At 67.0% G+C, this 26,048-nt stretch carries 26 protein-coding genes and 1 pseudogene; 5 read left to right on the forward strand and 22 right to left on the reverse strand.

From position 1 onward, the window contains the following. Positions 1 to 174 precede the first annotated feature (174 nt). The 3 genes and pseudogenes from HD592_RS00855 to HD592_RS00865 all read left to right on the forward strand — a co-directional run bounded on the left by HD592_RS00855 (position 175) and on the right by HD592_RS00865 (position 4,456). A complete protein-coding gene (locus HD592_RS00855) occupies positions 175 to 1,740 on the forward strand; it encodes a CCA tRNA nucleotidyltransferase (RefSeq protein WP_246429956.1) in 1,566 nt (521 codons plus the stop codon). An 81-nt stretch (positions 1,741 to 1,821) separates the two neighbouring features. After that, positions 1,822 to 2,007, forward strand: a pseudogene (locus HD592_RS00860) (NADP-dependent phosphogluconate dehydrogenase); the annotation flags it as partial. 145 nt (positions 2,008 to 2,152) lie between these two features. Next, positions 2,153 to 4,456, forward strand: a complete 2,304-nt coding sequence (locus HD592_RS00865) for a transglycosylase domain-containing protein (RefSeq protein ID WP_184451310.1) — start codon at positions 2,153 to 2,155, stop codon at positions 4,454 to 4,456. Between the two features lie 219 nt (positions 4,457 to 4,675). Here the strand turns inward: HD592_RS00865 and rplI are convergent, their stop codons facing one another. From rplI to HD592_RS00890, 5 genes are all read right to left on the reverse strand, one after another. Then, positions 4,676 to 5,134: a 50S ribosomal protein L9 gene (gene rplI, locus HD592_RS00870; protein WP_184451311.1), complete on the reverse strand. Its 459-nt coding sequence runs from the start codon at positions 5,132 to 5,134 to the stop codon at positions 4,676 to 4,678. Between the two features lie 18 nt (positions 5,135 to 5,152). Then, positions 5,153 to 5,395 (reverse strand): 30S ribosomal protein S18, encoded by a 243-nt coding sequence (gene rpsR / locus HD592_RS00875; RefSeq protein WP_006680614.1) that lies wholly within the window; start codon positions 5,393 to 5,395, stop codon positions 5,153 to 5,155. A gap of 86 nt (positions 5,396 to 5,481) precedes the next feature. Beyond that, complete coding sequence (locus HD592_RS00880; protein WP_184451312.1) at positions 5,482 to 6,027, reverse strand: single-stranded DNA-binding protein; 546 nt, start codon at positions 6,025 to 6,027, stop codon at positions 5,482 to 5,484. A 47-nt stretch (positions 6,028 to 6,074) separates the two neighbouring features. Next, positions 6,075 to 6,365 (reverse strand): 30S ribosomal protein S6, encoded by a 291-nt coding sequence (gene rpsF, locus HD592_RS00885; RefSeq protein ID WP_184451313.1) that lies wholly within the window; start codon positions 6,363 to 6,365, stop codon positions 6,075 to 6,077. 235 nt (positions 6,366 to 6,600) lie between these two features. Continuing rightward, positions 6,601 to 7,992, reverse strand: a complete 1,392-nt coding sequence (locus tag HD592_RS00890; protein WP_343058696.1) for an MATE family efflux transporter — start codon at positions 7,990 to 7,992, stop codon at positions 6,601 to 6,603. Between the two features lie 371 nt (positions 7,993 to 8,363). Between HD592_RS00890 and dnaB the strand changes: the two genes are divergently transcribed. Then, positions 8,364 to 9,707, forward strand: coding sequence for a replicative DNA helicase (dnaB, locus tag HD592_RS00895; RefSeq protein WP_184451315.1), 1,344 nt, complete (start codon positions 8,364 to 8,366; stop codon positions 9,705 to 9,707). Positions 9,708 to 9,727: 20 nt separating this feature from the next. Here dnaB and rarD read toward each other — a convergent pair whose 3' ends face one another. From rarD to HD592_RS00940, 9 genes are all read right to left on the reverse strand, one after another. Next, a complete protein-coding gene (gene rarD / locus HD592_RS00900; RefSeq protein ID WP_184451316.1) occupies positions 9,728 to 10,819 on the reverse strand; it encodes an EamA family transporter RarD in 1,092 nt (363 codons plus the stop codon). 107 nt (positions 10,820 to 10,926) lie between these two features. Next, the gene (locus HD592_RS00905) at positions 10,927 to 11,148 is read right to left on the reverse strand and encodes a hypothetical protein (protein WP_184451317.1); all 222 of its coding nucleotides are present in this window, start codon (positions 11,146 to 11,148) and stop codon (positions 10,927 to 10,929) included. Positions 11,149 to 11,652: 504 nt separating this feature from the next. Next, positions 11,653 to 11,862, reverse strand: a complete 210-nt coding sequence (locus HD592_RS00910) for a cold-shock protein (protein ID WP_184451318.1) — start codon at positions 11,860 to 11,862, stop codon at positions 11,653 to 11,655. A 616-nt stretch (positions 11,863 to 12,478) separates the two neighbouring features. After that, positions 12,479 to 12,844 carry a hypothetical protein gene (locus HD592_RS00915; protein ID WP_184451319.1) on the reverse strand — a complete coding sequence of 122 codons (366 nt, stop codon included), beginning with the start codon at positions 12,842 to 12,844 and terminating at the stop codon, positions 12,479 to 12,481. After that, positions 12,841 to 13,191, reverse strand: a complete 351-nt coding sequence (locus HD592_RS00920; protein WP_184451320.1) for a hypothetical protein — start codon at positions 13,189 to 13,191, stop codon at positions 12,841 to 12,843. The genes HD592_RS00915 and HD592_RS00920 overlap by 4 nt, the downstream gene beginning before the upstream one ends. Then, the gene (locus HD592_RS00925) at positions 13,188 to 14,213 is read right to left on the reverse strand and encodes a peptidoglycan-binding domain-containing protein (protein WP_184451321.1); all 1,026 of its coding nucleotides are present in this window, start codon (positions 14,211 to 14,213) and stop codon (positions 13,188 to 13,190) included. The genes HD592_RS00920 and HD592_RS00925 overlap by 4 nt, the downstream gene beginning before the upstream one ends. A 438-nt stretch (positions 14,214 to 14,651) precedes the next feature. Then, positions 14,652 to 15,407: a phage tail protein gene (locus HD592_RS00930; protein WP_184451322.1), complete on the reverse strand. Its 756-nt coding sequence runs from the start codon at positions 15,405 to 15,407 to the stop codon at positions 14,652 to 14,654. Next, entirely contained in the window at positions 15,404 to 16,441 is a 1,038-nt protein-coding gene (locus tag HD592_RS00935; protein ID WP_184451323.1) for a hypothetical protein, read from the reverse strand. The genes HD592_RS00930 and HD592_RS00935 overlap by 4 nt, the downstream gene beginning before the upstream one ends. Next, positions 16,438 to 19,296, reverse strand: coding sequence for a carbohydrate binding domain-containing protein (locus tag HD592_RS00940; protein ID WP_184451324.1), 2,859 nt, complete (start codon positions 19,294 to 19,296; stop codon positions 16,438 to 16,440). Before HD592_RS00940 ends, HD592_RS00935 begins: the two co-directional genes overlap by 4 nt. Positions 19,297 to 19,330: 34 nt before the next feature. Here HD592_RS00940 and HD592_RS00945 point away from each other — a divergent pair, with 34 nt between their 5' ends. Next, positions 19,331 to 19,519 carry a hypothetical protein gene (locus tag HD592_RS00945; protein ID WP_184451325.1) on the forward strand — a complete coding sequence of 63 codons (189 nt, stop codon included), beginning with the start codon at positions 19,331 to 19,333 and terminating at the stop codon, positions 19,517 to 19,519. 357 nt (positions 19,520 to 19,876) lie between these two features. Here HD592_RS00945 and HD592_RS00950 read toward each other — a convergent pair whose 3' ends face one another. From HD592_RS00950 to HD592_RS00985, 8 genes are all read right to left on the reverse strand, one after another. Then, the gene (locus tag HD592_RS00950) at positions 19,877 to 23,191 is read right to left on the reverse strand and encodes a tape measure protein (protein WP_184451326.1); all 3,315 of its coding nucleotides are present in this window, start codon (positions 23,189 to 23,191) and stop codon (positions 19,877 to 19,879) included. A 27-nt stretch (positions 23,192 to 23,218) separates the two neighbouring features. Beyond that, complete coding sequence (locus HD592_RS00955) at positions 23,219 to 23,656, reverse strand: hypothetical protein (protein WP_184451327.1); 438 nt, start codon at positions 23,654 to 23,656, stop codon at positions 23,219 to 23,221. After that, complete coding sequence (locus HD592_RS00960; protein WP_184451328.1) at positions 23,596 to 23,970, reverse strand: hypothetical protein; 375 nt, start codon at positions 23,968 to 23,970, stop codon at positions 23,596 to 23,598. Before HD592_RS00960 ends, HD592_RS00955 begins: the two co-directional genes overlap by 61 nt. Positions 23,971 to 24,085: 115 nt before the next feature. Beyond that, the gene (locus HD592_RS00965; RefSeq protein WP_184451329.1) at positions 24,086 to 24,652 is read right to left on the reverse strand and encodes a hypothetical protein; all 567 of its coding nucleotides are present in this window, start codon (positions 24,650 to 24,652) and stop codon (positions 24,086 to 24,088) included. A gap of 14 nt (positions 24,653 to 24,666) precedes the next feature. After that, a complete protein-coding gene (locus tag HD592_RS00970) occupies positions 24,667 to 25,044 on the reverse strand; it encodes a hypothetical protein (RefSeq protein ID WP_184451330.1) in 378 nt (125 codons plus the stop codon). 3 nt (positions 25,045 to 25,047) lie between these two features. Further along, positions 25,048 to 25,287, reverse strand: coding sequence for a hypothetical protein (locus tag HD592_RS00975; RefSeq protein ID WP_184451331.1), 240 nt, complete (start codon positions 25,285 to 25,287; stop codon positions 25,048 to 25,050). Further along, positions 25,284 to 25,613, reverse strand: coding sequence for a hypothetical protein (locus HD592_RS00980; protein ID WP_184451332.1), 330 nt, complete (start codon positions 25,611 to 25,613; stop codon positions 25,284 to 25,286). Before HD592_RS00980 ends, HD592_RS00975 begins: the two co-directional genes overlap by 4 nt. Beyond that, positions 25,610 to 26,047 carry a Gp19/Gp15/Gp42 family protein gene (locus tag HD592_RS00985; RefSeq protein ID WP_184451333.1) on the reverse strand — a complete coding sequence of 146 codons (438 nt, stop codon included), beginning with the start codon at positions 26,045 to 26,047 and terminating at the stop codon, positions 25,610 to 25,612. Before HD592_RS00985 ends, HD592_RS00980 begins: the two co-directional genes overlap by 4 nt. Position 26,048: the final 1 nt, after the last annotated feature.

Here is a 26,048-nt window from a genome sequence, read left to right on the forward strand (position 1 = left end):
GTGCGTCGGCACCCTGGCCGCGGCCTCCGCAGTGGGTGGCCTCACGCTGCGGACACGGGGGCGGACGTGGCCCCCGGGCGCCCGGGCATGGCATTCTGAATGACGATGACTCCCCGAAATCCCCCCAGCGCGTCCCCTGAAGCCCCCTCGGCTCCGGACGATCGTCGCACAGCCATGACTCATGACGTCCGAGGCATCCCCGAGCTCCTCGCGAATGCGAAGCGCGCCTTCGCCGAACTCCCGGACGACATCCTCGAACTCGGGCGGGTCTTCGAGGCGGCGGGCGAGGAGATCGCCCTCGTCGGCGGCCCGGTGCGCGACGCCTTCCTCGGCGTCGCCCCTCATGACTTCGACCTCACGACCTCGGCGCGCCCGGAGCGCACCGAGGAGCTCCTCGCCCTGTGGGGCCAGGCCGTCTGGGATGTCGGCAAGGAGTTCGGGACCATCGGCGGCCGCCGCGGTGCGACGAGCGTGGAGGTCACGACCTACCGCTCCGACACCTACGAAGTCGGCTCCCGCAAACCCGAAGTGTCATTCGGCGACTCCCTGGAGGGGGACCTCACCCGCAGGGACTTCACGGTCAACGCCATGGCGATGCGCCTGCCCTCGATGGCCCTGGTCGATCCGCATCACGGCCTTGAGGACCTCGCGCAGTCGCGCCTGCGGACCCCCGTGACCGCCGAGCAGTCCTTCGACGACGACCCCCTCCGGATCATGAGGGCCGCCCGCTTCGCCGCGCAGCTCGGCATCGATGTCGATCTCGATGTCATGGAGGCGATGGAGGCGATGGCCCCGCGCCTTAAGATCGTGTCGGCCGAGAGGATCCGCGCCGAACTCGAGCGCCTCATCGTCTCCCCCTTCCCGAGGCGCGGCCTCGAGCTCATGGTGCACACCGGTGTCGCCGCGATCGTGCTCCCGGAGGTCGCCGAGCTCGTCTCCACCGTCGACGAACACAAGCGGCACAAGGACGTCTACGAGCACACGCTCACGGTCCTCGAGCAGGCGATGGACCTGGAGACCGGGCCCGATGGCGCCGTTCCCGCGCCCGACTTCGTCCTCCGCTTCGCCGCCCTCATGCACGATGTCGGCAAACCCGCGACCCGGCGTTTCGAGGGCGGTTCGGTGTCCTTCCACCACCACGAGATCGTCGGCGCGAAGCTCACCCGCAAGCGGATGCGCGCGCTCAAGTTCGACAAGGCCACCACCGAGGCCGTCGCCGGTCTCGTCGCCCTCCACCTGCGTTTCCACGGTTACGGCGAGGCCGCGTGGACGGACTCCGCCGTGCGCCGGTACGTCGCCGACGCGGGCGACCTCCTCGAGCGCCTGCACCGCCTGACCCGCGCCGATTGCACGACCCGGAATCGGCGCAAGGCGCTCATGCTCTCGGCCGCATACGACGACCTCGAGTCGCGGATCGCGGCCCTTCGGGAGCAGGAGGAGCTCGACGCGATCCGCCCCGACCTCGACGGCGACCAGATCATGAAGATCCTCGGCCTGCGTCCTTCGCGCGCCGTGAAGATGGCGCGCGACCACCTCCTCGAGCTCCGCATGGAGCGCGGTCCTCTCGGCGAGGAAGCCGCGAAGGAGGCGCTGCTGGCGTGGTGGTCCTCGCCCCAGGTCCGCGACATCGCCGCCGAGTACGAGGCCGAGCAGGCCCGCTACGAGGAGATGGTGGCGGCGAAGCGCGCCCGGAAGGCCGCGGCGAAGGCCAAGCGCGAGGCGGAGCTCCAGGCGGACTGACCCCGCCATGCGCGCCGTCCGTCACGGCCCTAGGCCGGACCCGCGATCGAAGGAGGAGGAATCCCCATGAGCATCACGGCGCCCGGAGCCGCAACGGCGGACATCGTGTCCTACTTCGGTCAGATCCGCGCCGAGCGCCTGCCCGCGGCACTGATCCAGGGCCAGCGCGACTTTTTCGGTTCGCACACCTGGCGGCGCATCGATCGCGCCGGGACCTTCCACACCCTGTGGGCCGCCGAGGGGCGCCCCGAGGAGCAGTGGGACTGAGGCCGGCCGTCCGCGCGCCCGGATCCCGCGCACGCGGGCGCACCGTCGGGCGCCGCATGAAACGTTGAGCCCATCACGATTCCGGCTAACTCTCAGGGTGAGTGCATAGGCTGGAGGAATCGACCCCTGCTGAAAGGTTGGATTCGTGGCGAAAAGCGACGGGAAGAAGGACTGGAGCGAGATCATGGGATCCGGCTCCGCGCACCCGCACCTGCCCACTCGTGCCGAAACCCGGGGCCGCCGTTCAGGCGGCAAGGCGCCCTCGCGGCGCGCCTCGGGCGCGGGATCCAAGACGGCGGCGGGTGCGAAGCGCAAGCGCGGCATCGGGAAGAAGATCGGCCTCGGCCTGGTCTTCACCTTCCTCGCCGTGCTCATCGCCGGACTCGCGGCCTTCCTCTACATGTACGCGAGCATCGCGATCCCCAAGGCGGACGACCTCGCCCTCGCTCAGAAGACCACGATCTACTACTCCGACGGCGAGACCGAACTCGGCGACCTCGGAGAAGTCGACCGTCAGATCATCGATGCATCGACGCTGCCCGACTACGTCGGCAAGGCGATCGTCGCCTCCGAGGACCGGACCTTCTACACGAACTCCGGCATCGACCCCAAGGGCATCCTGCGCGCCCTCTACAACAACATCACGACCGGTTCGCGCCAGGGCGGATCGACCCTCACCCAGCAGTACGTCGAGCGCTACTACGTCGGCCAGACGACCTCTTACATCGGCAAGGCCGAAGAAGCCGTCCTCGCGCTCAAGATCAACCGGGAGCAGTCCAAGGACGAGATCCTCGGCAACTACCTCAACACGATCTACTTCGGTCGGCGCACCTACGGCATCGAGGCCGCGGCGAAGGCCTACTTCGGCCATTCGGCGAAGGACCTCACCCTCTCCGAAGCGGCGCTGCTCGCCGGGATCATCCCCGCCCCCTCCGCATGGGACCCCGCTGTCGATCCCGACCAGGCGAAGTCCCGGTGGGCGCGCGTCCTCGACCTCATGGTCGAAGACGGCTGGATCTCCCAGGCGGAGGCCGATGCCGCGGAGTTCCCCGAAACGATCGATCCCGCGACCCTCAACTCCTCGTCGATGACGGGCCCCCTCGGCTACCTCATCGAACAGGTCCAGACGGAACTCATCTCCGCGGGCGTCGTGGACGAGGACACGATCTTCAACGGGGGCCTCAAGATCGTGTCGACGATCGACAAGGCCAAGCAGGACGCAGCGATCGCCGCCGCGAACTCGATGAAGGAGGTCGAGGGCTGGGATCCGCGGTTCCAGCACCTCGCGCTCTCTTCGATCGACCCGAATACGGGCGAGATCGTCGCAGAGTTCGCGGGCTACGACTATGAGGTGCGCCAGCAGAACTCCGCCACCCAGGACATCGCCATGGCGGGTTCCTCCTTCAAGCCCTTCGCGCTTCTCGCGAATGCCAGGGCGGGGGGCTCCGTTCACGACCGCTACGACGGCAACTCGCCGAAGTCCTTCGAAGGGCTGACGAGCCTCGTCGCCAATAACGGAGGGATCTCCTACGGCTCGGTGGACCTCATCACCTCGACGGGATGGTCGATCAACACCGCCTATGTCGCCCTCAACAAGGAGGTCGGCCCCGCTGCGACGATGCAGGCCGCGATCGACGCGGGCATCCCCGAGGACACCGCCGGCCTCGAGGCGTCCCTGCTCAACGTCCTCGGTTTCGCCTCGCCGCACAACGTCGATCTGGCGAACGCCTTCGCGACGATCGCGAACGGCGGCGAGCGCATGACTGCGCACATCGTGAAGACGGCCTCGGATTCGCACGGGAACCTGCTCTACGAGGCGGCGAAGACGGGCGAACGCGCATTCGACGTCGAAGAGGTCTCGTCCATCATGCCGGCGCTTCGCGCGGTCACCGGCGCGAACGGCTCCGCCTGGAAGGTCGGATCGGCGCTGCCCGGTATCGAGACGGCGGGCAAGACGGGCACCTCCTCGGATCAGCTGTCCGCCCAGTTCTCCGGCTTCGTGCCGGGGCTCGCGACGACGGTGTCGATGTACCAGTCCGATGAGAACGGGAATGCGGTCCCCCTGACGAACATCGGCGGCCTCGATCATTTCTACGGCGCCGACTGGGCCGCCGATGTGTGGATCGCGTACATGACGCAGGCCACCCAGGGGATGACGACGACGACCTTCGACTGGGTTGTCCCCTCGACGAGGACGCCGAAGAATTCAGTGCCGGAGCAGGCTCAGAGCGCGCAGACCGCGCCCGCCGCGCCGACCGAGACGGAGCAGCCCCTAACGGATGCGACGACTCCGGCACCGGTGCCCTCCACGCCGATCGCTCCCGAGGCGCCCGCGGATTCGGGGCAGGATGAGGTCCATCCCGCACCCGATCCGAACGCCGGCGGCGAGAATGAGGCCGTGCAACCGGACAACGGCGCCGTGAAACCGAACGCCGGAGCCGCCGGCTAGGGGCGCGGGGCTCCTGAGCGAGGGCCGCTTCCTCCGGTCGCCGCTCGTCGCGCGGGGCCCTGGGCCCGCGGGAGGGCCGCTCCCGGCCCAACCCTGCGGGAGGAGCCGCTCCCGGATACGAGTGAGGGCCCGATCCTTTCGGATCGGGCCCTCGGCGTCTCGATCAGCCCGTCGGAGCAGGAGTCCTCGCGTCAGAGGATCATGCCGACAGGATGAGCATCACTCGGCGATGACGCGGACCTTGAGGTTCGCGGCGACCTCCGGGTGCAGGTTGACGACGACGGTGTAGTCGCCGACGGCCTTGATCGGATCGGCGATGATCACGCGGCGGCGATCGATCACCTTGTCGAGCTGAGCCTTGACCGCATCGGCGATCTGCGCGCCGGACACGGCGCCGAAGAGGCGACCGGCCTTGCCGACCTTGCCGGAAACGGTGACGGGAGCGGCGGCCTGGAGGGCGTCGCGGAGCTCGCGGGCCTCATCGACGGTGGCGATCTCGTGGCGGCGACGGGCGGCGGCGATCTGATCGATCTGCTTCTGCGCGCCCTTCGTCCACTTGGTTGCAAGACCGCGGGGGACGAGGTAGTTGCGGGCGTAGCCCGACTTGACCTCGACGACCTCGCCGGCGTTGCCGAGAGTGGCGACGTCGCGGGTGAGGATGAGCTTGGTGGTAGCCATATCTGTATCCTTCCCCGATCAGCGGCCGGTCGACGAGTAGGGCAGGAGCGCCATCTCGCGGGCGTTCTTCACGGCGCGGGCGATGCGGCGCTGCTCCTGGACGGAGACGCCGGTGACGCGGCGCGCGCGGATCTTCCCGCGGTCGGAGATGAACTTGCGCAGGAGCGCGGTGTCCTTGTAGTCGATCGACTCGATCTTGGCCGACTTGAGCGGGTTGGCCTTCTTCTTGATGGGCTTGTTGCGAAGTTGGGGCTTCGCCATGGTGGTCTCCTTGGATCCGGGCGGGAATCGGTCCCGCCCCTGCATGTGATGTCTGCGTGGTCGATGCGGACTCGCGTCCGCGTCGATCAGAACGGCGGCTCGCCGAAGGGGGCGTCGCCCTGAGCGGACGGGCGCCACGGGTCGTCGGCGGTGCCGCCTGCGGGGGCGCCGTAGCTGGCCTGGTTCGATGCGCCGTAGGAGCCGCCCTGCGGGGCGCCTCCACGGTTCCCTCCCTGATATCCGCCGCGGCCCTGACCGGAACCGGAGCGCTCAGTGCGCGACACCTGGGCGCGGGCCCAGCGGAGGCTGGGGCCGACCTCGTCGACGCGGAGTTCGACGACGGTGCGCTGCTGGCCGTTCCGATCCTCGTAGGACCGCTGCACGAGGCTGCCCTGGACGATGACGCGCATGCCCTTGCGGAGCGACTCGGAGATGTTCTCAGCGAATTCGTTCCACGCGGAGCAGCGCATGAACAGGGCGTTGCCGTCCTCCCACTGGTTGGTCTGCCGGTTGAAGGTGCTGGGCGTTGACGCGACGGTGAAGTCGACGACCGCGGAACCGTTCGGCGTGAACCGGAGTTCCGGGTCGGCGGTGAGATTGCCGACGATCGTGATCTGGGTCTCTCGTGCCATTGCGTCTCCTCCTGGACGGTGGGATGAGGGAAAGGGTGAACCTGGGCTCAGTGGGCGTCGGGGCGCAGGAGCTTGGTGCGCAGGATGGCCTCGTCGAGGCCCATGCGGCGGTTGAGCTCGAGCGCGACATCGGGAGTCGTCGTCATGTTGACGACGACGTAGATTCCCTCGGAGCGCTTGAGGATGTCGTAAGCGAGACGACGCTTTCCCCAGATGTCGACCTTCTCAACCGAACCGCCGTTGGCGGCGACGGGCTCGAGGTACTTCTCCATCATGGGGGCGACGGTGCGCTCGTCGATCGAAGGATCGAGGATCACCATCAGTTCGTAGTTACGCACGTTGCGTACCCACCTCCTATGGTCTTCGCGGTCACGGACGGTCCGTGACAGGAGGGTCATGCGTTCGCGGAGGCCGCCGGCCCCCGCTCAGGACCGCCTCGCGGGTGCGAGGGCAGTCCGAGGAGCAAGTCTAGTCGGATCGGCCAGTGCGGACCAGTCCCCGCGAAGAGTCCTCGGCCACGTCTCCTCGGCGGCGTCGGGCCCCGGCCCTCGTCCTCGAGGCGGGGCGGCGGGCTCACGCGGATATCCCCAGGGGCCCCTTCGGCGAACGCCAGGTGCGGTGCATGTTGAAGACGAAGCGCGCGCCCATGTAGACGAGTCCGTACGCCGCCCATGCTCCGCCGACGATGAAAGCGGGCCCGGCGCCGCCCTCGCGGGCGAACTCCACCGCGGCGAGGGCCGGCATGAGGATCGCGAGCTGCACGAGCGCGACCTTCGCGAAGAAGGTGTTGTCCCCCGCGCCGAGCAGGACGCCGTCGAGCATGAAGACCACTGCGCTGATGGGCATCGAAGCGCACGACACCAGCAGCCCGATGGTGGCGATCGGTCGGATCGCCGGATCGGAGCCGAAAAGAAGGGGCGTCCAGGGGGAGGTCGCGGCGATGAGGACTCCCAGGAGGAGGCCCGCACCGATCCCGAACCGGGTCAGGATCCGCAGAAGCTCCTTCAGGGCGCTCCCATCGCCCCGACCGATCGCGAGCCCGACGAGCGATTGCGCGGCGATCGCCAGGGCGTCGAGGATGAAGGAGGAGAGGGTCCACGTGGCCAGGACGACCTGGTAGGACGCGAGCGCCTCGGAGCCGATGCGCGAGACCGGCCAGATCGTCGCCAGCCCCGCGGCCCTCAGCGCGAGGCCGCGCAGCACGAGGGGGGCGCCCTCCTTCGTGGCGCCGAGGATCCCGGCTCCGCTCGGGGCGAGGGCGACGCCGGCCTCGCGGGCCCGGGCCCGCAGGATCGCGAGGTAGACGCCCGCGATGGCGAGCTGAACGATCGAGGTCCCCAGGCCCGAACCCGCGACTCCCATGCCGATCCCGTACATGAGGGCGGCGTTGAGGCCGACATTGAGGGCGGCGCCCAGGCTCGTCACGAGGAGCGGGGTCTTCGTGTCTTGGAGCCCGCGCAGAGCGCCGACTGCGGAGAAGCCGATCAGCATGCCGACGATTCCGGGTGCGCTGGCGCGCAGGTAGGCGATCGCGTGGGCCGCGACCTGGGGGTCGGGCGTCATGCGGTGCACGAGGGCGGGCGCGGCCCAGGCGAGCAGGGCCGCGCCGCCGAGTCCGAGTCCGAGGGCGAGCCAGGACGCGTCGACGCCCACCTGGAGGGCCTTCTTCTTGTCGGAGGCCCCGAGGGCGCGGGCGGTGAGGGAGGTCGTGGAGTAGGCGAGGAAGATGAAGAGGACGACGAGGGTCTGGAGGACCTGGGAGGCCAGGGAGAGGGCCGCGAGCTGGGGAGTTCCCAGGTGCCCGACCATCGCGGAGTCGATGAGCGTGAACAGGGGCTCGGCGATCAGCGCGCCCAGGGCGGGAAGCGCGAGGGAGAGGATGCGGCGGACCAGACGGCGCGACGCCCCGGCCCGACCTTCAAGTCCGGGTTGAAGGTCGGGCGCCCCCGCGCGAGGTTCATCCACGAATTTCGCCTCCGATTTCCTTCCACATTCTGTGTACACAGCTGTGGACAATTCTGTGATTACAAGTGTCGGAATCGTGCGGGAAACCCTAAGCCCGACCTCCGCGCTCCCCGGAAGGGCGATGAGGGTTACCCACAAGGCCTGTGGAGGACTCGCCGTGTTTTCCACACCCTGTCCCCAGGTTATCCCCATTCAACCGGAGGTTCAGAGTGCGGGAGGCCGCCCTTAAGGCTGTACTCTCGCGTGTGCGCGACCCCTGCCCGCCCCCGTCCCGGCAACGCCTCCGAACGAGGGCCCCGGAGCCGACGCGCCCGCGAACGCCCTCGTGAAGCTGTACGGGGAAGCGGATCAACAGGGAAGGACGTGGAGAGGTGTCTGAGGAATTCGACCGCACGCCGCCGCAGGACATCGATGCGGAGATGTCCGTCCTCGGATCGATGATGCTGACGACCGACGCGATCGTCACCGTCACCGAGGAGATCCGCGGAGCGGACTTCTACCTGCCGAACCACGAGATCATCTTCGATGCGATCGTCGACCTCTTCGGGCAGAACGAACCCGCCGACGCGATCACCGTCGCGGGCCACCTCCAGCGCGCCGGCACCCTGACGAAGGTCGGCGGCGCCGCCTACCTCCACACGCTCATCGCCTCGGTGCCGACGGCCGCGAACGCCGGATACTACGCCCGCATCGTCCGTGAGAGGGCCATCATGCGCCGCCTCGTCACCGCGGGCACGCGCATCGTCCAGCTCGGCTACGCCGACGCGGGCGGCGAGGTCGAGGAGATCGTCGAGCAGGCCCAGTCCGAGATCTACGCCGTCTCCTCGGAGCGCTCCTCGAAGGACTACGTCTCCATGGAATCCATGGCGCACAGCCTGCTCGAGCACCTCGAGGAGATCCAGGACTCGAAGGGCAAGCTCCAGGGCGTTCCCACGGGATTCACCGACCTCGACGCCCTCACCCAGGGCCTGCACGGCGGCCAGATGATCATCGTCGCCGCGCGCCCCGCCATGGGCAAATCGACCCTCGCCCTCGATTTCTGCCGATCCGCATCGATCAAGCACGGGATCACCTCGCTCATCTTCTCCCTGGAGATGAGCCAGCAGGAGATCGCGATGCGCATGCTCTCCGCCGAATCCGGCGTCTTCCTCTCGAAGATGCAGTCGGGCTCGATGACTGACCAGGACTGGAGGCGCGTGTCGAACACGGTCGCCAAGATCGCGAATGCGCCGCTCTACGTCGACGACTCGGCGAACATGACGATCACCGAGATCCGGGCGAAGTGCCGCCAGCTCAAGCAGCAGCACAACCTCGGTCTCATCGTCATCGACTACCTCCAGCTCATGACGAGCGGACGCCAGGTCGAGTCGCGCCAGCAGGAGGTCTCGGCGATGTCGAGGAATCTCAAGCTCCTCGCCAAGGACATCGACGTGCCCGTCGTCGCCGTCGCGCAGCTCAACCGTAATTCCGAGTCGCGCAACGACCGCAAGCCGATGATGTCCGACCTGCGCGAGTCGGGATCGCTCGAGCAGGACGCGGACATCATCATGCTCCTCCACCGTCCCGAGTACTACGACAAGGAGGATCGTCCCGGCGAGGCCGACATCATCGTCGCCAAGCACAGGAACGGTTCGACGGACACGATCCGCGCCCTCTTCCAGGGGCACATGGCCCGCTTCGTCAACTACACGGGACGCGAAGAGCCGCAGGACTGAGGGCCCGCGGGCCCGGCCCTTCAGCCCTCCCGGGCCGTGCTTGCGCCCTCGGCCGTCCCGGGCCCATCGTCTCGCGGGCCCGAGGGGCCGTCGGCCTCGACCGGGTCGCCAGCCCCGCCCTCGTCCCCCTCCGCTTGCGCGCTCGCGGCCCCGGCGGCCCGCAGGAGTCGGCGCCGTCTGCGGGAGGCGAGCAGGACGTCGAAGGTCAGGATCACGAGCGCCGCCCAGACGACCGCGCTCGCGATCCAGCGGGCCGTCTGCATCTCCTCGTGGAAGATGGCGACGCCGATGAGCATCTGGAGGCCCGGCGAGACGTACTGGATGAATCCGAGCGTTCCGAGGGTCAGTCCCTTCGCGGCGGCTGCGAACATGATGAGGGGGATGACTGTGATGAGCCCGGCCCCGATGAGGAGCGCGAGATGGGCCAGCGGATCGATGGGCGCATCGGCGCCCTGCGCGAGAAGGGTCTGGAAGGAGGTGTGCCCCTTCGCGGCGAGGTAGCCGTAGTAGGCGAGGAGGAAGGGCGCGACCGTCGCGGTTTCGACGGCCATTCCCGCCAGCGGGTCGACTTTCGCGGCGACGTCCTTCTTCACCAGTGAATAGAGGGCGAAGGAGAAGGCGAGTGCGAGGGAGATCCAGGGGAGCCTGCCCTGTGCGAGCAGGAGGATGAGGACCGCGAGGGCGCCGAGGGCGAGGGCTGCGCCTTGGAGGCGGGAGATGCGCTCCCTGAGGACGATGAGTCCCAGTGCGACGGTGACGAGTGGATTGATGAAGTAGCCGATCGCGGCGTCGACCGTGTGGCCGGTCTGGATCGCGAAGACGTAGGTCGACCAGTTGACGACGATGAGGACTCCCGCGAGGGCGAGGCGGGACAGGATCCTCGGCTCGGCCGCGATGGCCTTGAGCGCGTTGAAGCGCTTGAGGATCGTGAGGGCGAGGGCGCACCAGGCGAGGCCCCATACGGCCCGGTGGACGATGACCTCGACGGCTCCTGCGGGTGAGAGGAGGTGGAAGTAGAGGGGGAAGAATCCCCAGATCACGTACACGCTCAACCCGAGGGCGAGTGCGCGGGGTTCGTTGCGGCCGCTATTCGGTGCGGGCTGTCGTGTCATCGCTGTGCCTTCGGACGAGGGTGGGAGGGGGAATGAAAAAGCGCGACGCCGTGCGTCGCGCGAGTCGTGCGGGGGCGCGCATCCTTGCGCGCCCCGGAATGAGCGTGTCAGTTCTTGGTGGACTGGGAGATCGCGTAGGCGGCCGGCGCGAAGAGGGCGGCGGTCAGACCGACGAGGGCGGCGATGACGGCGGAAACGGTCGAAGAGGCGTTGATGGCCGCGGTCACGCCGAGAACGGCGAGGAGGACGACGGCGAGGACGAGGCCGGTGAGGTCCGCGGTCTTCTGCCAGGCGGCGGGGGTGACTTCGGACTTGACGATGTGATCCATGGGGTTCTTCTTTCGGTCAGTGCTCGCGAAGCACTGACCGTGCCCCGCACAGCAGCGTGTCAGTTCGCTTCCCCGGGTGGACTGGAATCGTTTCCGATCGGGTGCCCACCTGTTTCAGCACCTACGAATGTAGCAAGGGGCCTCGGGCGGAATCCAGTGATGAGCATGAGATCACACGGGGTTCGCAGGTGCGGTGCGGGTCTGAGGCGGTGGCGGAGCCGAGCGCTTCGTTCGGGATCGTGGCGACAAGTCGGACAGGAGCCCGGGGGCGTGCGGCGACAACTCGAACATCGCATATTGCGAGCGCAGCCATATGCGCAGGTCAGTGGGATTCGTCTGCGCTGGCACCGCCCAGAGCGCCCGAGTTGTGGTCACGTGCGCGCGGGGATTGTCCGAGTTGTTGACGGGCGGCGAGCCGTGCCGCAGCCCCCAGCGCCCCCGGGGCTGAACGCGTGTGTCCCCCCGGCTGAAAGCCGGGGGGACACACGCGTTCAGAGGCGAGGATCAGCCGAGGCGCTGAATGTTCTCGGCCTGAAGGCCCTTCGGGCCCTGGGTGATCTCGAACTCCACCTTCTCCTCTTCGAACAGGGTGCGGCGGCCGCCCTCCTGGACGATGTTGGAGAAGTGGGCGAAGACATCGGCGGAACCGTCATCGGGGGTGATGAAGCCGTAGCCCTTTTCGTCGTTGAACCATTTCACGACACCAGTGGTCATGGGTGTTTCCAATCTGCATGCCCGTCACGGGCGGTGGGCCGGATCCGAACGGAGCCCGGCATAGTGACCGAAGCTCCTGCACCACCGCACTGCGAGATACTGCATTGAAACCGCGTTCCTACGGGCTCAACGCTACAGCATGGAATCGGATCCGCGGGCGTGAGAGAGGTCTCGTCCCCGATCGCCCTCGAGCGGGACCGGGATCCGGGCCCTCGGCGGCCGACCCCGAAGCCGGATCAGGAACCGGGGGATGAAGGCGAACGGATACCCAAGCCCTCGAACGGGCTCCGGAGCGCGACGAAGGATGAAGGAAAGGAATGAGGAGATGAAAAGAGGAAGAGGAAGAGGCCGCCTCCGGCGACCCCTTCCTCATACGTGCGCGAGAGGGGAGTTGAAAACGAGGATCGCGCATTCGGATTACCCGCGAAATCGTGCGAATCTGTTGGGATTCTGCGGGAAAGTCGCGGCAGGTTGATCCAGAAAGAATAGCCCTGGAGATGACGATTTCGCAGGGGAATGTAGTCATGACTACAGAGACGCCCCGGAGCCGTCGGAAAATGCGAAAGCCGCCCCGCTGGCCACCCAAGAGGCGGCCGGCGGGGCGTGGATTGAGGGGCTAGATCTTGTCGTCGAGTTCAGGAGGCGGACACGGTTCGGACGGGGTGTCGCTGCCCTCGGGAATGAGGGTGAGGAGATCCCGTCCCCACGCGAGGAGGGCTCTGGCATAGGAGATCGCGTGCCAGCGAATGGAGTCGGCTTCGTGTGCGAGTGCTCTGGCTGCGTCACGATCAGACTCGGCCCTGGCGAGCGCGGCCTCCAGGTTCTCGACGCGTTTGGTGAGGTTTTGGATCGTCACGTCCAGGAGGCTGATCCTGGCCGCATCGCGTTGGGTTGCGCGGTTGAGGAGGGCTCCCGCAATCGCACCGATGAAGCCGATGATGGCCACAACGATTGCAGACTCGAGGGGCGGAATGCTGATCATTGATCCTCACCTGTCTCTGCGTGGCGCGGCGCATAGCCTTCACCGCCAGGGGTGACTCGTCCGATCCAGTCGATCACTCCGATCCGCTTCAAGATCGTGAAGGCCGTTTGCGCTGATGCAATGATCACTGCCCAGACACTCACGAGGTACTCCCAGGCCCACGGGTAGGCGCCGGCCGCCCAGACGCCGATGGTGAGAACCGCGGCCGCGATGAGGACGATCACGCGGCGCTTCGTCGGCGACCACGAGGGGATGTCGACGGCGGCGTAGGCGACGGACAGGAGCGGGCCGAGGATCGCGGAGACGACGAGTGGGTCGAATCCGATGCCGATGAGCAGCTCGTTCACCACAGCCTCCCCTCGTTGAGGGCCCTCTGGATCATGGTGGCCGTCGCGGACCCGAGGTAGCCGTCGGCGGTTACGCCGAGGCGGCGCTGCCAGGCGCGGATCGTGTCCGGGCCGAGGATCCCGTCATCGGTGACGCCGAGGCGGCGCTGCAGCTCGGCGATCGCCGCCGACCCCTCGCCCTCGCTGGTCCACTCCCAGCCGTCACCTGCCGCGGGCACGTACTCGATGTTGGGCGCGTACTGGCCCGAGATGATCGAGTCCTGCACGGTGCCCAGGACCTCCTGGAGGCGGCGGATCGACGCGGGGCCGATGATCGCGTCGACGACGAGCGGCGCCGTCTGCACCTGGGTGCTCCCACCCTGCAGGGCCGCGAGCGTCTGCGGGCCGGGGATACCGTCCACCACGAGCCCACGGTCGCGCTGGAATGCCTCGACGGCCGCGAACGTATCGGCGCCGAGGATGCCGTCGGGGCCGACCGAATACCCGGCGTTGACCAGGAGCGTCTGCACGCGGCGCGTGTACTCCTCGTCGTAGCCGTTGGGGTTGTAGGCCGAGCCTGTGCCCGCCCAATCCTCGGCAGCGGTCTGCCCACCCGTGTACCGCAGGTAGCAGTCCCAGGGGTAGTCGTAGTAGCCGCGGACGTTCGTCTCGTAGCCCGTCTGGTCCCCGGCCTGGCCGCCCGCGATTCGGCCGCGCTCGTCGATCGACGCCTGGGCGAGGAGCCCACCGCCGAGATATACGGCGACGTGGTGCGCGTCGGCCAGGAGGATGTCCCCCGGCTCAGGCGCCCCGTTGGGCGTGACGGCCACCCACCCGCGTGCGGTGAGCTCGCGGCGAATGTTGCCCGTGTACGTCGCGGCCCCCGTGTCGAAGCCACAGGATCGCGCGACGGCGATCACGAGCGCGGAGCAATCCGTCTCGCCCCCGACCCGCACGTCCCACCGGTTGGACTGGTCGTAGCCCAAATTACCGGACTCGCACCACCATCTCATCGAGGAGATGAGCTGATTCAGATTACCCATTCCGTTTCCCCTTTCTGGGTATGAGGAAGCCCCACACCGGAAGACCCGGGCGGGGCTGGTTGTAGAGACGCTGCAAAGACGCTAGGCGGACGGGATCCCCTCCTCATGGGCGGCCTCCACGTCGGACTCCGGAGTCTCATGCGGGACGAGCGCATAGAGAATGTGCGCGTCCGTCACCGCCGCTAGGTCCTTGCCAGGTTCAGGCGGCAACGCAGCCAGAGCCTTGTCGTAGATTCCTGCGTGTACTCGAGGACAGTCGCGATCGATGACGCTCCGGTCTCGTCCACAGGCTTGACGACCGTCTGATCCCACACGGAATCCACCTCGCTAGAGGTCATTCCAAGCGTCGCCCCCAGCGCTCGCGCGCGGGCTTTCAGGTCCTCATTGTTCTGCGCGGCGAGGATCGCCGTAGATGACGCAACCACGTGTTCTTTCCTTTCAGGTTTTGATGATGAAATTCACCGAGTAATACGGGGGCATCGATTTAAACGCCTTATCTCCGCCGACCTTCCTGGTGTCGAGGAAATTCGCATTGGCAGCCCAGTTCGACACGATCTCCCACCCGGATCCGGCTCCGACATTTGAGGCGTAGATGCCCGCACCATTCACCCATTTCGAGCTCGTGGAATACACGCCGTGATTGTGATTCGGCATCTGGTCCACTGTGAGAGTGTGCTCATACTCGCCCGCATACTCTCCCAACGGTATGTTGACTTGTCCCGCGGCGGCCGTTCCCCAATAAGAGGAGGTGTTCGCGCGGTTCCGTCCAGCTCCCAGCGGGAAGCGTCCCCGCATGTCAGGAACGTTGAATGATGTCCCCGTCCCCGTCGCGCCCAGCACCGCCGCGAGCGCCGGATATTGCGTTTTAGGGTGGGTTGCTCCGTCGCACAGGAGGAAACCTTGAGGCGGTGTGGCGCCCGCGTAGGGCAGGAGAGCTCCGGTGGGAAGGCCTGATCCTCCTGCTCGGCCGACGATCGTGGAGCGGCGCAGGACGGTGATGACCCACACTCGTTGGCCGGCTTCGAGGGGGCCGACGAGATTCACGGGCTCGCGCAGGACGGGGGTTTGCTCGCCGTCGAAGAGGAGTCGCAGAGGGCGGACGCTGGTGACGGTCGCCCACCTGTAGGAGGCTGCGGACTCGGCCCGGGCTTTCACCTGAGCGAGAGTGTCCATGAGGTAATCGAGGGTGCTCATAGGTCCACCACCTCGAGGAGCTTCGACTGGGCCAGCGCGGTCGGGTCGAGCTGATACTCGATCGACTGGAGGACGACGCGCGAGTCGACCCCCTGTGAGCGGAAGACCCCGGCGTCATTCGGGACGATGGGGATCGGCATATGCGCGATCTGGAGGATCGCCTGCGGAGTGGACGCCTCGATCAATCTACGGCGCGCTTTCGCGGTGATCGTCTCCTGGTCGGCCGCCTCGACCCCGGTCTCCGACACCGTGATCCACCGACCCCTCCGCTGCCTGGAGAAACGCGACTCGTGATCCTCATTCGTCGCCACGCCGACGAGCGCCGGCTTCTCCTCTTCGCCCTGGCCGACGAGGACCACCCGGTTCGGCACGGCTGCGAGATCCTGATCCCGCGTCCACTCCGCCGAATGGATCGCCGTCTCGCCCTCGATGAAATCGAATACTCGGGCTCTGGCTGCGGGGCGCACATACGGCTCCAGGTGGACGACGCCAGAGCCGTCGGTGAAGCAGGCCCAGTAGCCGGCCGCGTCGAGCAGGTCATTGACGATGGTGAGGACCGAGGTCCCCGGGTCCCAGACCATCTCCGAGGAGGCCGACGCCGCCGATGGAGTGACCGCGAGACGAGTCTCGCCAGCGTCTCGGATGAGCTGCTGCGCCGCCTCGACGAGATTCGCCCCCGCGGGGACAGTGAGGGTCTGCTCGGTACTGTCCCCGTCGAGGACAGCGAGCTTTCCGAGCAGGTCGACCTCCCATGCCCTCCCCGCATCCGAATGCGCGTCCTGCGGTGTCGATAGGAGGAATACGCCGAGCGGCCACGGCTCCACGCCGACGGGCTCATAGTCGATGCGCACCCTGTGGGAGAGCCAATCGATCTCTTCACCCGTGTCCCTGATCGAGAGCTGCCCGGAGGCGCGCAGGCGGGTCGATGCTGACAGGGACACTGACCCGCCGGTCACGCCGTCCAGGACGCGGATCTCCCGATCCTGCTCGTCGAGGAGGCGCACGACGTACTCCGCCTGCCGATGAACGCTCACCGATCCACCTCCTCAAGCGCAGCCGATACGCTCCATTTCCCGCCGACCGCCCGGTCCATCTGCACGCCGCTGAGACTGGCGTAGAAGCGCCTCCCCAGAGGATCGCGATACAGGAACGGCGCCGGCAGGTATGACAACTCCTCCAGCCGCCGGATGAGATCGAGCCTCTCATCCAAGAGAGTCGCTGATACGGACACCGCCCGCTGGCGCTGCTTGCCCGACATCTCCACCCCGAGGCGACGCCCCGCGAAATGATGGACCTTCCTGTTCACGAGCCCCACACCGGTCGAATGCTGAGGATCCCACCCCAGCGGGACCACCACAGAGAACCCGTCTCCACCCGAGATCCACACGGCATCCGAGTCCGCATGCAGCTCGACGAGAGCCGACGATGACGACGGAAGATCCGTCATCGCGGAGACCCGGTAGAGGGTCATCCCCGCAGACAGGGACTCCCGATCGATGACCGAGGACGAGACCGCCACCCCCTCGGCGACGACCTCCCAAGACACACCCCCATCGACCGACCGCTCGATGAGATTCGAGACCGCAGCCGGACTATTCGGAACCGCCGTCGACGACGACCCCCGCGCTCCACCGTCCCATGACACGGCATACGACTGGCCGCCCACCATGACGTTCGGCCCCATGTCGCCATCGAAATACTCTGCGGCGATCCTCTTCGCCTCGTCTTCGGTCTGCGCAATGATGAAGCTGATCTCGTCGTACCAGATCGACGTCCACGGAACCGTCGGAGCTCGCAAGACCAGCGACACCGACGCCGACGGATCCCACTTCGCTGAATCGCTCGGGGTCGTCCCCGAGACAACGACCCTCCCCTCCGGCAGCCGCTGCTTCTCCCGAAGTGCCCTCACAATGCTCACCCATGGAGACACCGCCGATTGAGCGACGACTGGATAGTCCACGACCGCATTTGGATCATCCGATCTCATCGACAGGCCGAGCGCGACGGCCACTCCATTTCCGATCGCCGACAGCGACTGATACGCGAATCCGTTGCCCTCCTTCACACGGAGAACGCGAATCCCACCCCTCTTCGACACCGCCGCTACGACGTTGTCATTCGTTTTGTCCACCCAGGCTGGCCGGACCACCGAAAGCGTCGACGCCGAGGCCCCCGTCTTCCCCGTCCAGGCTGGAATCATGTCCTCATCCGGCGAAAACGCCCCGTCGAAGAACGGCAAGACAGGCTGATCCTTCTCAACCAGTAGTCCTCCACACGCGAGAGTATCCGACGTGCTCCACTCGTCGAGCGATATCCCCAGGTAGATCACGGGGTTGATGTAAGCAACCCCTTCGGGAATGGTGAATGTCCCCGAGAATCGCTCCCACACCCCGCCGACTAGCTGCTTCACTTCTTCACTCGGATACAGCCATGGCGTCACCTGCTCGCCCGACGCATTCGCCGGCAGAAGCGCCAATTTTGCGTAAATCGGCTTGATCGACCGACTCGACCGCATGTAGGCGGAAACTGACCAGGATTCACCCGGAGCAACAGCAAACCCCTTCTTTCCGGCCCCGTTCGTGAACTGGAACCCGACGTCTCCCAGCGCCGACCCGATCGACGACCAGCGTTTGAGTACATACGCGCGAACGCCCTCAGGAGCGTCTACCGGGTCCGTGACGATCTCACTGCTCCAGCGAGCCCCCTCACCACCCCACAGGGGCTTGATCCCCAACTCCCCGTCTGCAAGCGAATCGTCCCCGTTGGGGGCCACGGCGTAGTTCCGCCGTACCTCAACGAGGCTTCCCTGTACCTTGCCCCGGCCGTTTCTCGCCAGATTCACGATGTCCTGCGATGGATCAAGAGGAGCCGCATTCGTGATCGAAATTGTCGCGGCTCCCTCGTTCTCCTCCCATGAGGCCTCCGCCTTCGGGACCGGCGGCGCCGGAAACGACACAGAGAACGCGGACGAGACCCAGATGGACCAGAGTCCGTGCCCGGAACGGACGCGAGCCCGGAGCATGTACGATGACGCGTCCTCCAGCGGTGTCGAGAAGACTGCACTCGTCACAGCGCCCGACACCTGGATCGTTTCCAGGACACGTCCAGACGCATCGAGGAGCTCGGCCTCAGCCGCAGACTGCCCGGCGCCTTGCGCCTGGTAGAACGACCACTCGACGGCGCAGCGGGACCGGTTGATCGTCGCTTTCGGAGCAGGCGACGAAATCGCCACCGTCGGTACGTCCGCGACCGTGAACGAGCTGACCGGAGACCACGCGGAAAACTCCTCATGCAATCCCTTCGTGCGCGCCTGCCACTCGTAGGATCCCGCGACGAGGACGACCGACAGCTGGCGAGCAGTTGTTACGCGCCTCGTCGTCCACGAGGCGGCCCCACGAGCCCGATAACGGATCTCCGCCTCCTTCTGGCTCGTCGAATCGACCGGATTGTGCTGCCACTCGAAGAGGACAGCCCCCGATGGGACAGCGGCGGACGGGCGAAGGATTTTCGGCGCGTTCGGCTTCGCGAGCAGCTGCACCGTCGGGGAAGGCGTCGACGGCAGAGAGGACACCCCTCCGTCGATGTGCTTGACCGTGTATGTGTGTGTCACCTGCGGATCGGGCGACAGATGAGTGAACGAGTGCGCAGCGCCGGACACGACCGGAGCCTCCCCGACCTTCACCCCGTTGTCGACGACCTCGAAGATCCCTCCACCGGGATAATTCGCGTCCCACGAGACGACGATGTTCCCCGACGCATCCTTCGCCGCACGCACCCCAGAGGGGGCCGCGACGCTCGATGTCACAGCCGACGTCGCATCCGCATGCGCCGAATACCCGCCCGAGTTCCAGGTCTGCACCCGATACTCGACCCTGTCGTTCGCGGGCACCGCAGTATCCGTCCACGACGTCGCAGACGCATCCGTGAGCCAGACCATCTGCTTCCACTGCGGATCGCGCAGACTACGACGCTGGACACCGATCTGCTGCACCGGAGCCGCAGCAGACGCCCCAGGAAGCGCCCACGCGACCAAGGCTTGCGTCTCGGACTGGCGCTGCGCCTTCACGCCCGTCGGAGCCGACGGCGCAGAATACGGGCGGGCGGGGATCTGAATCCATCCCTCGACCGACGGGTTACCGCCATTCCAGATCGGCCCCAGCGAAGCCCCTACTTTGATCCATCGAGCCTCCCCGTATCGGGTTGACGCCTGGAATGTCCAGTCCGAAAGGGTCTTGTGGACAGTCCCACCGAACGGAGAGGAAAAAGAGAATCCTTCAGACCCAGCGCCAGAATCTCCCCACCATGACCACTGCGATGAGAAGCTATGACCATACCCATCTGATCTCGCAGTCACGATCGCGCGGACCGTCACGTATCCCGATGATGGATCCCCCGAATAGGACAGGTCGACACCGACTGACATGTAGCCCGACGAAGCAGACCAGGACGTCATCAGCTTCCTCCTTCTTTTAGATTCCCATCAGCTCACGAACCCGCGAGCGCGAGGCTGCTCCCGTTGCCCGGTTGATGACGTTTTCAGCTTCGACGGTCATGCGGCCGATGAGGGCGCCATCGGCGTCTTTGACGACGAGGACGCTCGGCATGGGGTTTCCTCGGTCTCGGATCGCGGCCCATTGGTCGTTGGTGAAGACTGGCTCTGGCTTGCCGGTCCGGTTCTCGACCATGGTGATGCCGGGCTGGAGGAGGCCTCCGTTGTCGTAGAGGAAGCGTCCGGCGTGGGCTCCGCCGTAGACGCCGGTCTCGCGGACGCTCATCCCGAAGGTCGGGGCTTCGACCATCATCCCGTTTCCTGAGGCGATGGCGACGTGGTGTGCGCCGCCGGCGCCGGGGGCGCCGCCCCAGAAGTACAGGTCGCCGGGCAGGACGGCCCCGTGGGGGACCGGGCTGGAGGCGGCCTGGAAGGTGGAGGCTGTGTGGCGGGGGGCGTCGACGCCGAGCTCCCTGAGCGCCCAGACGACGAGGCCGGAGCAGTCCACGCCGCCGGGGACGTTGACGCCGCCCCACACGTAGGGCGTGCCGATCGCGAGCCTGGCCTGCTCGACCAGACTCGACGCGCTCATGTCCTTCGTGGACTCCTGGAACCACGAGGCGATGGAATCGATCCACGAGTAGGGCAGGTGCCTGCCCGCGTCGGCGAACATTCCCCGGCCGGGGAGCATACCCATGATCGCGTCGATCGGCTTGCGGACGAGGTTGGCGACCGCGCCGAGAGGGTCGGTGATGATCGACGACAGTGCGCGCGCCGAGGACTGGAGCCAGCCGAGCGCCCCCGTGATCCCGCCCTCCACGGCGTTCCAGATGCCGCCGGAGGCGAACGCTTGGCCCCGGTCCCCGCCCGGGAGAGCCCGTCCGCTCGATGCCGCGGCGTTCATAGCCGCGACCGCGCTGGGGCCTCCGACGGCGCGCACCCACTCCGGGCGCATGATCGCCTCGCCGCCCGACAGGGCGAGCATGCCGCCGCCGTCAGGCGAGACGAAATGGTAGATATCACGGCCGGGCGTGTAGCCGGGCAGGACACCACCGGAGGCGTAGCCGGAGATCCGTTGCGCCCAGGGCAGGCGCACGTCCGAGCCGATCTTCTCCGCGAGCGCGTTCGCCGTCGCCCGGATCCCGTTGTTGTAGACGGTGTCGATAACGAAATTGATCGGAACGGCGGTGATGGCCTTGATGGCGTCCCAGACGGCGCCGATGGCGTCGCGCATCGTCTCGAAGGCGGCCTTCACGCCGCCGGTGAAGCCGTCGATGCTGCTTCGCACGGTGCCGGTGATCCAGTCGACGACGGACGAGATTACGGCCTTGATCCCGTTCCAGACGACCGTGATCCCATCCCACAGGAGTTGGGCGCCGGCCTTGATGGCGTCCCAGACTGCGGTGATGACGGGCTGGACCCAGGTCTGGAACCAGCTGACGACGATGTCCGCGCCGGCCTTGATCCCGTTCCAGGCTGCGGTGATGAGGTCGCCCATGAATTGGGCGCCAGCCTGGATCCCCTCCCAGACGCCTTGCAGGACCGGCAGGACGTGCGCGGTGAACCAGTCCACGACGAGGCCCGCGGCGTACTTGATGAGGTCCCAGCCCAGTTGCACGAGGTCAGAGAAGACCTCGAACCCGAACTTCAGACCCTCCCACACGCCCTGCAAGGTCGGCAGGACATAGGTGGTGAACCAATCGACGACGACCATCGCGCCGGCCTTGATGCCCTCCCAGGCGGCCGTCACGACAGCCCGGAAGGTCTCCGAATGATTCCACGCATACACCAGACCGGCCGCGAGCGCCGCCAGGCCCGCGACGACCAGACCGATCGGGTTCGCATTCATCGCGGCGTTGAGGAGCCACTGGCCCGCGGCCGCGGCCTTCGTCGCCCCAGTTGCGGCCAGCTGGGCGCCCTTCGACAGGACGATCGCCGCCGTGTTCTTCCCCCATGCCAGCGTCGACAGGGCGAGGTTCTTCACCATGTCGACGCCGTACATGCCCTTGAGGATCAGCGTCTGGGTCTTGTCGGCGACGAGCGCGCCCGTGTGCACGGCCAGGCCCTTCGCGGCTCCGTACAGGCCCGAGACGAACTGGGCGAAGGCGATTCCCGCCATCGCCGCCTTCCACAAGGTGAAGGCGCCGACGACGGCGAGGATCGTCCCCTTCTTGGCGAGGAACTCGCCGAGGGCTGAGACGAAGTCGCGCAGCCCCTGATTCTGCTGGAGAGAGGAGAAGAAGTCCTGGACCGCGGGGATCAGGTGGCCGGTGAGGATGTCCCAGGCCTGCTGGCCGAGCTCGTGGACATTGAAGAGGAAGTCCACGAAGACGCTGTCCTCTTCGAGGCCGAAGATCGGCCCCGAGAAGTCCCCGTTCGCGAGGATGTCCCACACGCCCTTCAAGCCGGGGAAGAGGTCCTCCTGAATCCACGTGAACGCGCTGGAGGCGGCGTCGGACATGGAGGCCAGGGCGTCGGTGAGCATGGGCTTAGCGCCGTCGACGATCTCCTTGACCCCCGAGACCATGGTGGCCTCGAAGTTGCCCCAGGCGCCCTCCATCGTCGCCGTCGAGGTCGCCGCCTCGTTCGCTGCGTCGGTCATGCCCAGGTCGAGGATCGCCTGGTTGAACTCTTCGGCGGTGATCTCGCCCTTGGACATGGCGTCGCGGAAGTCGCCGACGAAGGCGCCGTTCTTGAGGAGGGCCTCCTGGAGCTTGCCCGAGGCGCCCGGGATCGCGTCGGCGAGCTGATTCCAGTTCTCCGTCGTCAGCTTGCCCTGGCCCGCAGTCTGGGTCAGGACCATCCCCACGGACTTGAAGGTCTCCGAGGACCCGCCCGCGACGGCGTTCAGGTTGCCCGCGGCCTGTGAGAGCTTGTCGAAGTCCTTGACGTTGTTCGCCGCGAGCTGGGCGGTTACGTTCTGGATGTCGCCGAGGTCGTAGACCGTCTGGTCCGCGTACTTCTTCGCCGAGGCCGTCAGCGCGTCGATCTGGGCACCATCGATACCGGCGAAGTTCAGGGTCGCCTTGAATTTGTCCGTCGCATCCGACGCCGCGAAGGCCTGCTTCGTGACGTCAGTGAGGAAGCCGCCGACGCCGATCGCGGTCAGGCCGCCCAGGGCGACGGCGCCGAGCTTGGCCGCGGACTTGAATGCCCCGCCCAGCCCTGCGGTGATCTTGTTCTCCGCCGCCGACGTGTCGACGCCGCCGAGCTCATGGTTGATGTCCTTCGCGATTCCCTTACCGGAGACCGAGACTTGCAGCCACGCGGTCCCGAGCTCGAAATTCCCCGCCATCGGATCACCCCCGCCTCGTTATGCTGTTCAGTTCTCAATCTCCGGATGGCGCGCGAGCCACGCCCGCGCCTTCGCCTCCGCCTTGCGCTGCTTCTCCGCGGCCCGCTCCTGCCACCCCGGCTCGGGCGGCTCCGGCCGGGGCGGCATCTGCGACTGCTTCGCCCCCATAGCGCCGAGGATCGTGCACTCGATACGCCACCCGACATCGCGGATCAGGCTCGCCTCGTTCGACAGGGCCGCAGGCCCGCCCTCGAGGAGCCCCGTCTGCGACCCCGGAGGCAGCCCCTTGACGAGGACCGCGAGCCTGCGCAGGGTCAGGCGCCCGCGGAACAGATCGAGGAGATCCACCCCGTAGACGCGCAGCAGATCCGCCTCGATCGCCTCCCAACGCCTGTGGAGCAGCGTCAGGAGGCTTGGGATTCCGGGTTCAGCTGCGTGAAAATCTCCTGCACGATCTCCCCGCACGCTGAGATCGGCGCCGCCCCCTCGTGCGCGCGACGATAGGCGGCGACCACCTCATCGAATTGACCGCCGCACATGTGCATCGCGACCGAAACCGCCGCCTTCGTCCTGACCGGCGTGTCCAGTGTCTCGTCGTCCATGCGCAGAAGATTCGCCGTGTAGGACAGGTCATTGAACCGCTCTTGGGGAATCGTCATATCGACTCCCCACAGGTCCACCGTGATCGGCTGGGACTCGCCCTTATCGGCTGCGGACTGGGCTTCGCGGCGCGCCAGCTCGGCCGCCGACGGAGTCTTCTTCTTCGTGGTCGTGGTCATTGTCGGTCCCCTTTCAGTGGGATATCAGTCGGTCCTGCAGGTGATGGAGAGGGACCGTCCCCCTGGCCGGGGACCGACATCCAGCCAGGGGGACGGAGATAAGCAGCGCCCAGGGTCAGCCCGCGGGGATGAGCGCCGGCGCGTTCGTCAGGATCTGGAATCCGTCGAGGATCTCGAAGCTGAACTTGTAGGCGGTGAGCTCCCCGATCTTCAACGGGACGCCCTCGCGAGCCCCCAGCTGGAGGCTCGGCAGGAGCACGCGCCACTGGATCGACGAGTCCGAGGTGTCGAAGGCGTCGATGACGGCCGTCATCGTCCGCGCCTTGCGGGCCGCGGGGATCTCGATCCTCGCGATGGACCCGACCTTCTTCGCCGTCGCATCGAAGTACGCGAGGAAGGTCTTGAGCTTCGACTCGAGGACGACGACCTCGATCCCCGAAGACGAGTCCGACATGTAGGTCTTGACGACCCCGTGATTCTGGTGCCCTCGGATCTTGTCGACCGAGTCCGACATGTTGACGGTCATGCCGTCCTCGCCGATCCAGCCGACGTCCTCCAGACCAGCAGGAAGCTGGGTGTCCAGTGCGACGACGGAAGTCAGATCGATCTTCCCGTCACCCAGGAAGAACGAATCGTCCTCCGATCCGAACATGAGCGCGTTCGCCGCGTTGAGATGAGCCATGAGAGAGTCCCCTTTCAGATGAGACGAATCGTGAATGTGTAGGCGGCCGAATACCTCGACCGATCGGTCCTATCCGGATCCGGGACCTCCGCCGGCTCCCCCGCCTCGACGACGCTCACCGGAACCTCCGACGAGGGGAGCAAGAGCAGCTGCTCGTGCACCCGGGCCGCGAGCGCGGCCGCTGTGCCCGTGGATGCGGCGTAGGTGTCGATGATGAGGGAGACGCGGGACAGGACCCTGGAGGTGCGTCCGGGGCCTCCGGCGGCGATGACGCGGATGAACTCCTCCGGAGGAGGGTTCTTGTCGGGGCGCTTGGACACCACGGGGGTGTCCGGGAACGCCGACTTGAGGCGGTCGATGATGATCTTCTTGACGTCGGGCGTCTTGAGCATTGGTCACACTCCGTTGATTGCAGCGATTTCGAGGGCATGGTCGGCGGCGGCCTTGCGGGCGGCCGCCGTCGTGGGCTTGACGTAGGCACGGGCTCGGCTCCTCGTGCGATGTTCGACTGCGAACCCGTCGCCGGCGCGGCTGGCGATGGTGGAGGCGGCGCGTCCGACGAGGGCCTGCGCCTCTGCCGAGCGGAGCATGTCCGCCACCGCCTGCTTGTTGAGCTTGAACGCCACGCGACTCATTGGCTTGCCTCCGTGACTGCTCGGAGGGTGGCGACCAGGCCCATCGGCCACCGGGCTGGATCACCCTCGACCTGATAGCGGACGCCGGCGATGAGGAGGACATCGGAGGCTATGACGTCGGGCCATTGGCCGGGCCAGTAGACGGTCGGCGAGGTGATGACCGGCGCCGCCCCCGGCGTCACAGGCTCCGAGGAGGCCCCCGGGGCGAACATGCCCGCGGGGAGCGTCTCCTGGGCCTCGGCGCCGGGGATGGGCTCGCCGTACTGGTCCACGCCAGCATCCGCGGTACGGATGCGGGTCACGGGCACACGCCAGTCGTCCATCATCGGCGGCCCCTTCCTGCGAGGAGATCGACCTCGAAGGCCCGCTGGGCGGGCAATCCGAGACGACGCCGGTGGACCTTCGTCAGGCTCATCGACCCGACGGGCGCCGCGAACGATGCCGACTGGCTGAATGGACCGGTCGTCACCGACGCTTGGGATGCCCCCAACGGGGGAGCGAAGCCCAGAGCCGACGCCGCCGAAGAGGCCGCGTAGTGGACCATGTCGCACACGATGTCCGCCGCGGTGTCGGCGCGGATATGCCCAGAGGCGATCATCTCCTCGATGTCATAGCCGTCGGCGGCGAGCTCGTCGCGGACGATCCGCGATGCCCTCGCCAGCTGCCCCTCCAGGAGAGCGGCGAGGGCATCGTCGGGATCGCCGTAGCGCTCGGAGTAGTCGGCGGCCGTGGCCAGCGAGAACGATTCCATGTCTGCCATG

The organism is Schaalia hyovaginalis (assembly GCF_014208035.1).
Classification (GTDB): domain Bacteria; phylum Actinomycetota; class Actinomycetes; order Actinomycetales; family Actinomycetaceae; genus Pauljensenia; species Pauljensenia hyovaginalis.

Bases quoted from the DNA above. Each gene is read 5' to 3' on its own strand.
- rarD (WP_184451316.1), bottom strand. From the start codon at position 10,819: ATGACACGACAGCCCGCACCGAATAGCGGCCGCAACGAACCCCGCGCA.
- HD592_RS00950 (WP_184451326.1), bottom strand. From the start codon at position 23,191: ATGGCGGGGAATTTCGAGCTCGGGACCGCGTGGCTGCAAGTCTCGGTC.
- rplI (WP_184451311.1), bottom strand. From the start codon at position 5,134: ATGGCTACCACCAAGCTCATCCTCACCCGCGACGTCGCCACTCTCGGC.
- HD592_RS00975 (WP_184451331.1), bottom strand. From the start codon at position 25,287: ATGAGTCGCGTGGCGTTCAAGCTCAACAAGCAGGCGGTGGCGGACATG.
- rpsR (WP_006680614.1), bottom strand. From the start codon at position 5,395: ATGGCGAAGCCCCAACTTCGCAACAAGCCCATCAAGAAGAAGGCCAAC.
- HD592_RS00925 (WP_184451321.1), bottom strand. From the start codon at position 14,213: ATGGGTAATCTGAATCAGCTCATCTCCTCGATGAGATGGTGGTGCGAG.
- HD592_RS00855 (WP_246429956.1), top strand. From the start codon at position 175: ATGACTCATGACGTCCGAGGCATCCCCGAGCTCCTCGCGAATGCGAAG.
- HD592_RS00960 (WP_184451328.1), bottom strand. From the start codon at position 23,970: ATGACCACGACCACGAAGAAGAAGACTCCGTCGGCGGCCGAGCTGGCG.
- HD592_RS00965 (WP_184451329.1), bottom strand. From the start codon at position 24,652: ATGGCTCATCTCAACGCGGCGAACGCGCTCATGTTCGGATCGGAGGAC.
- HD592_RS00985 (WP_184451333.1), bottom strand. From the start codon at position 26,047: ATGGCAGACATGGAATCGTTCTCGCTGGCCACGGCCGCCGACTACTCC.
- HD592_RS00905 (WP_184451317.1), bottom strand. From the start codon at position 11,148: ATGGATCACATCGTCAAGTCCGAAGTCACCCCCGCCGCCTGGCAGAAG.
- HD592_RS00880 (WP_184451312.1), bottom strand. From the start codon at position 6,027: ATGGCACGAGAGACCCAGATCACGATCGTCGGCAATCTCACCGCCGAC.
- HD592_RS00980 (WP_184451332.1), bottom strand. From the start codon at position 25,613: ATGATGGACGACTGGCGTGTGCCCGTGACCCGCATCCGTACCGCGGAT.
- HD592_RS00930 (WP_184451322.1), bottom strand. From the start codon at position 15,407: ATGAGCACCCTCGATTACCTCATGGACACTCTCGCTCAGGTGAAAGCC.
- HD592_RS00970 (WP_184451330.1), bottom strand. From the start codon at position 25,044: ATGCTCAAGACGCCCGACGTCAAGAAGATCATCATCGACCGCCTCAAG.
- HD592_RS00910 (WP_184451318.1), bottom strand. From the start codon at position 11,862: ATGACCACTGGTGTCGTGAAATGGTTCAACGACGAAAAGGGCTACGGC.
- HD592_RS00915 (WP_184451319.1), bottom strand. From the start codon at position 12,844: ATGATCAGCATTCCGCCCCTCGAGTCTGCAATCGTTGTGGCCATCATC.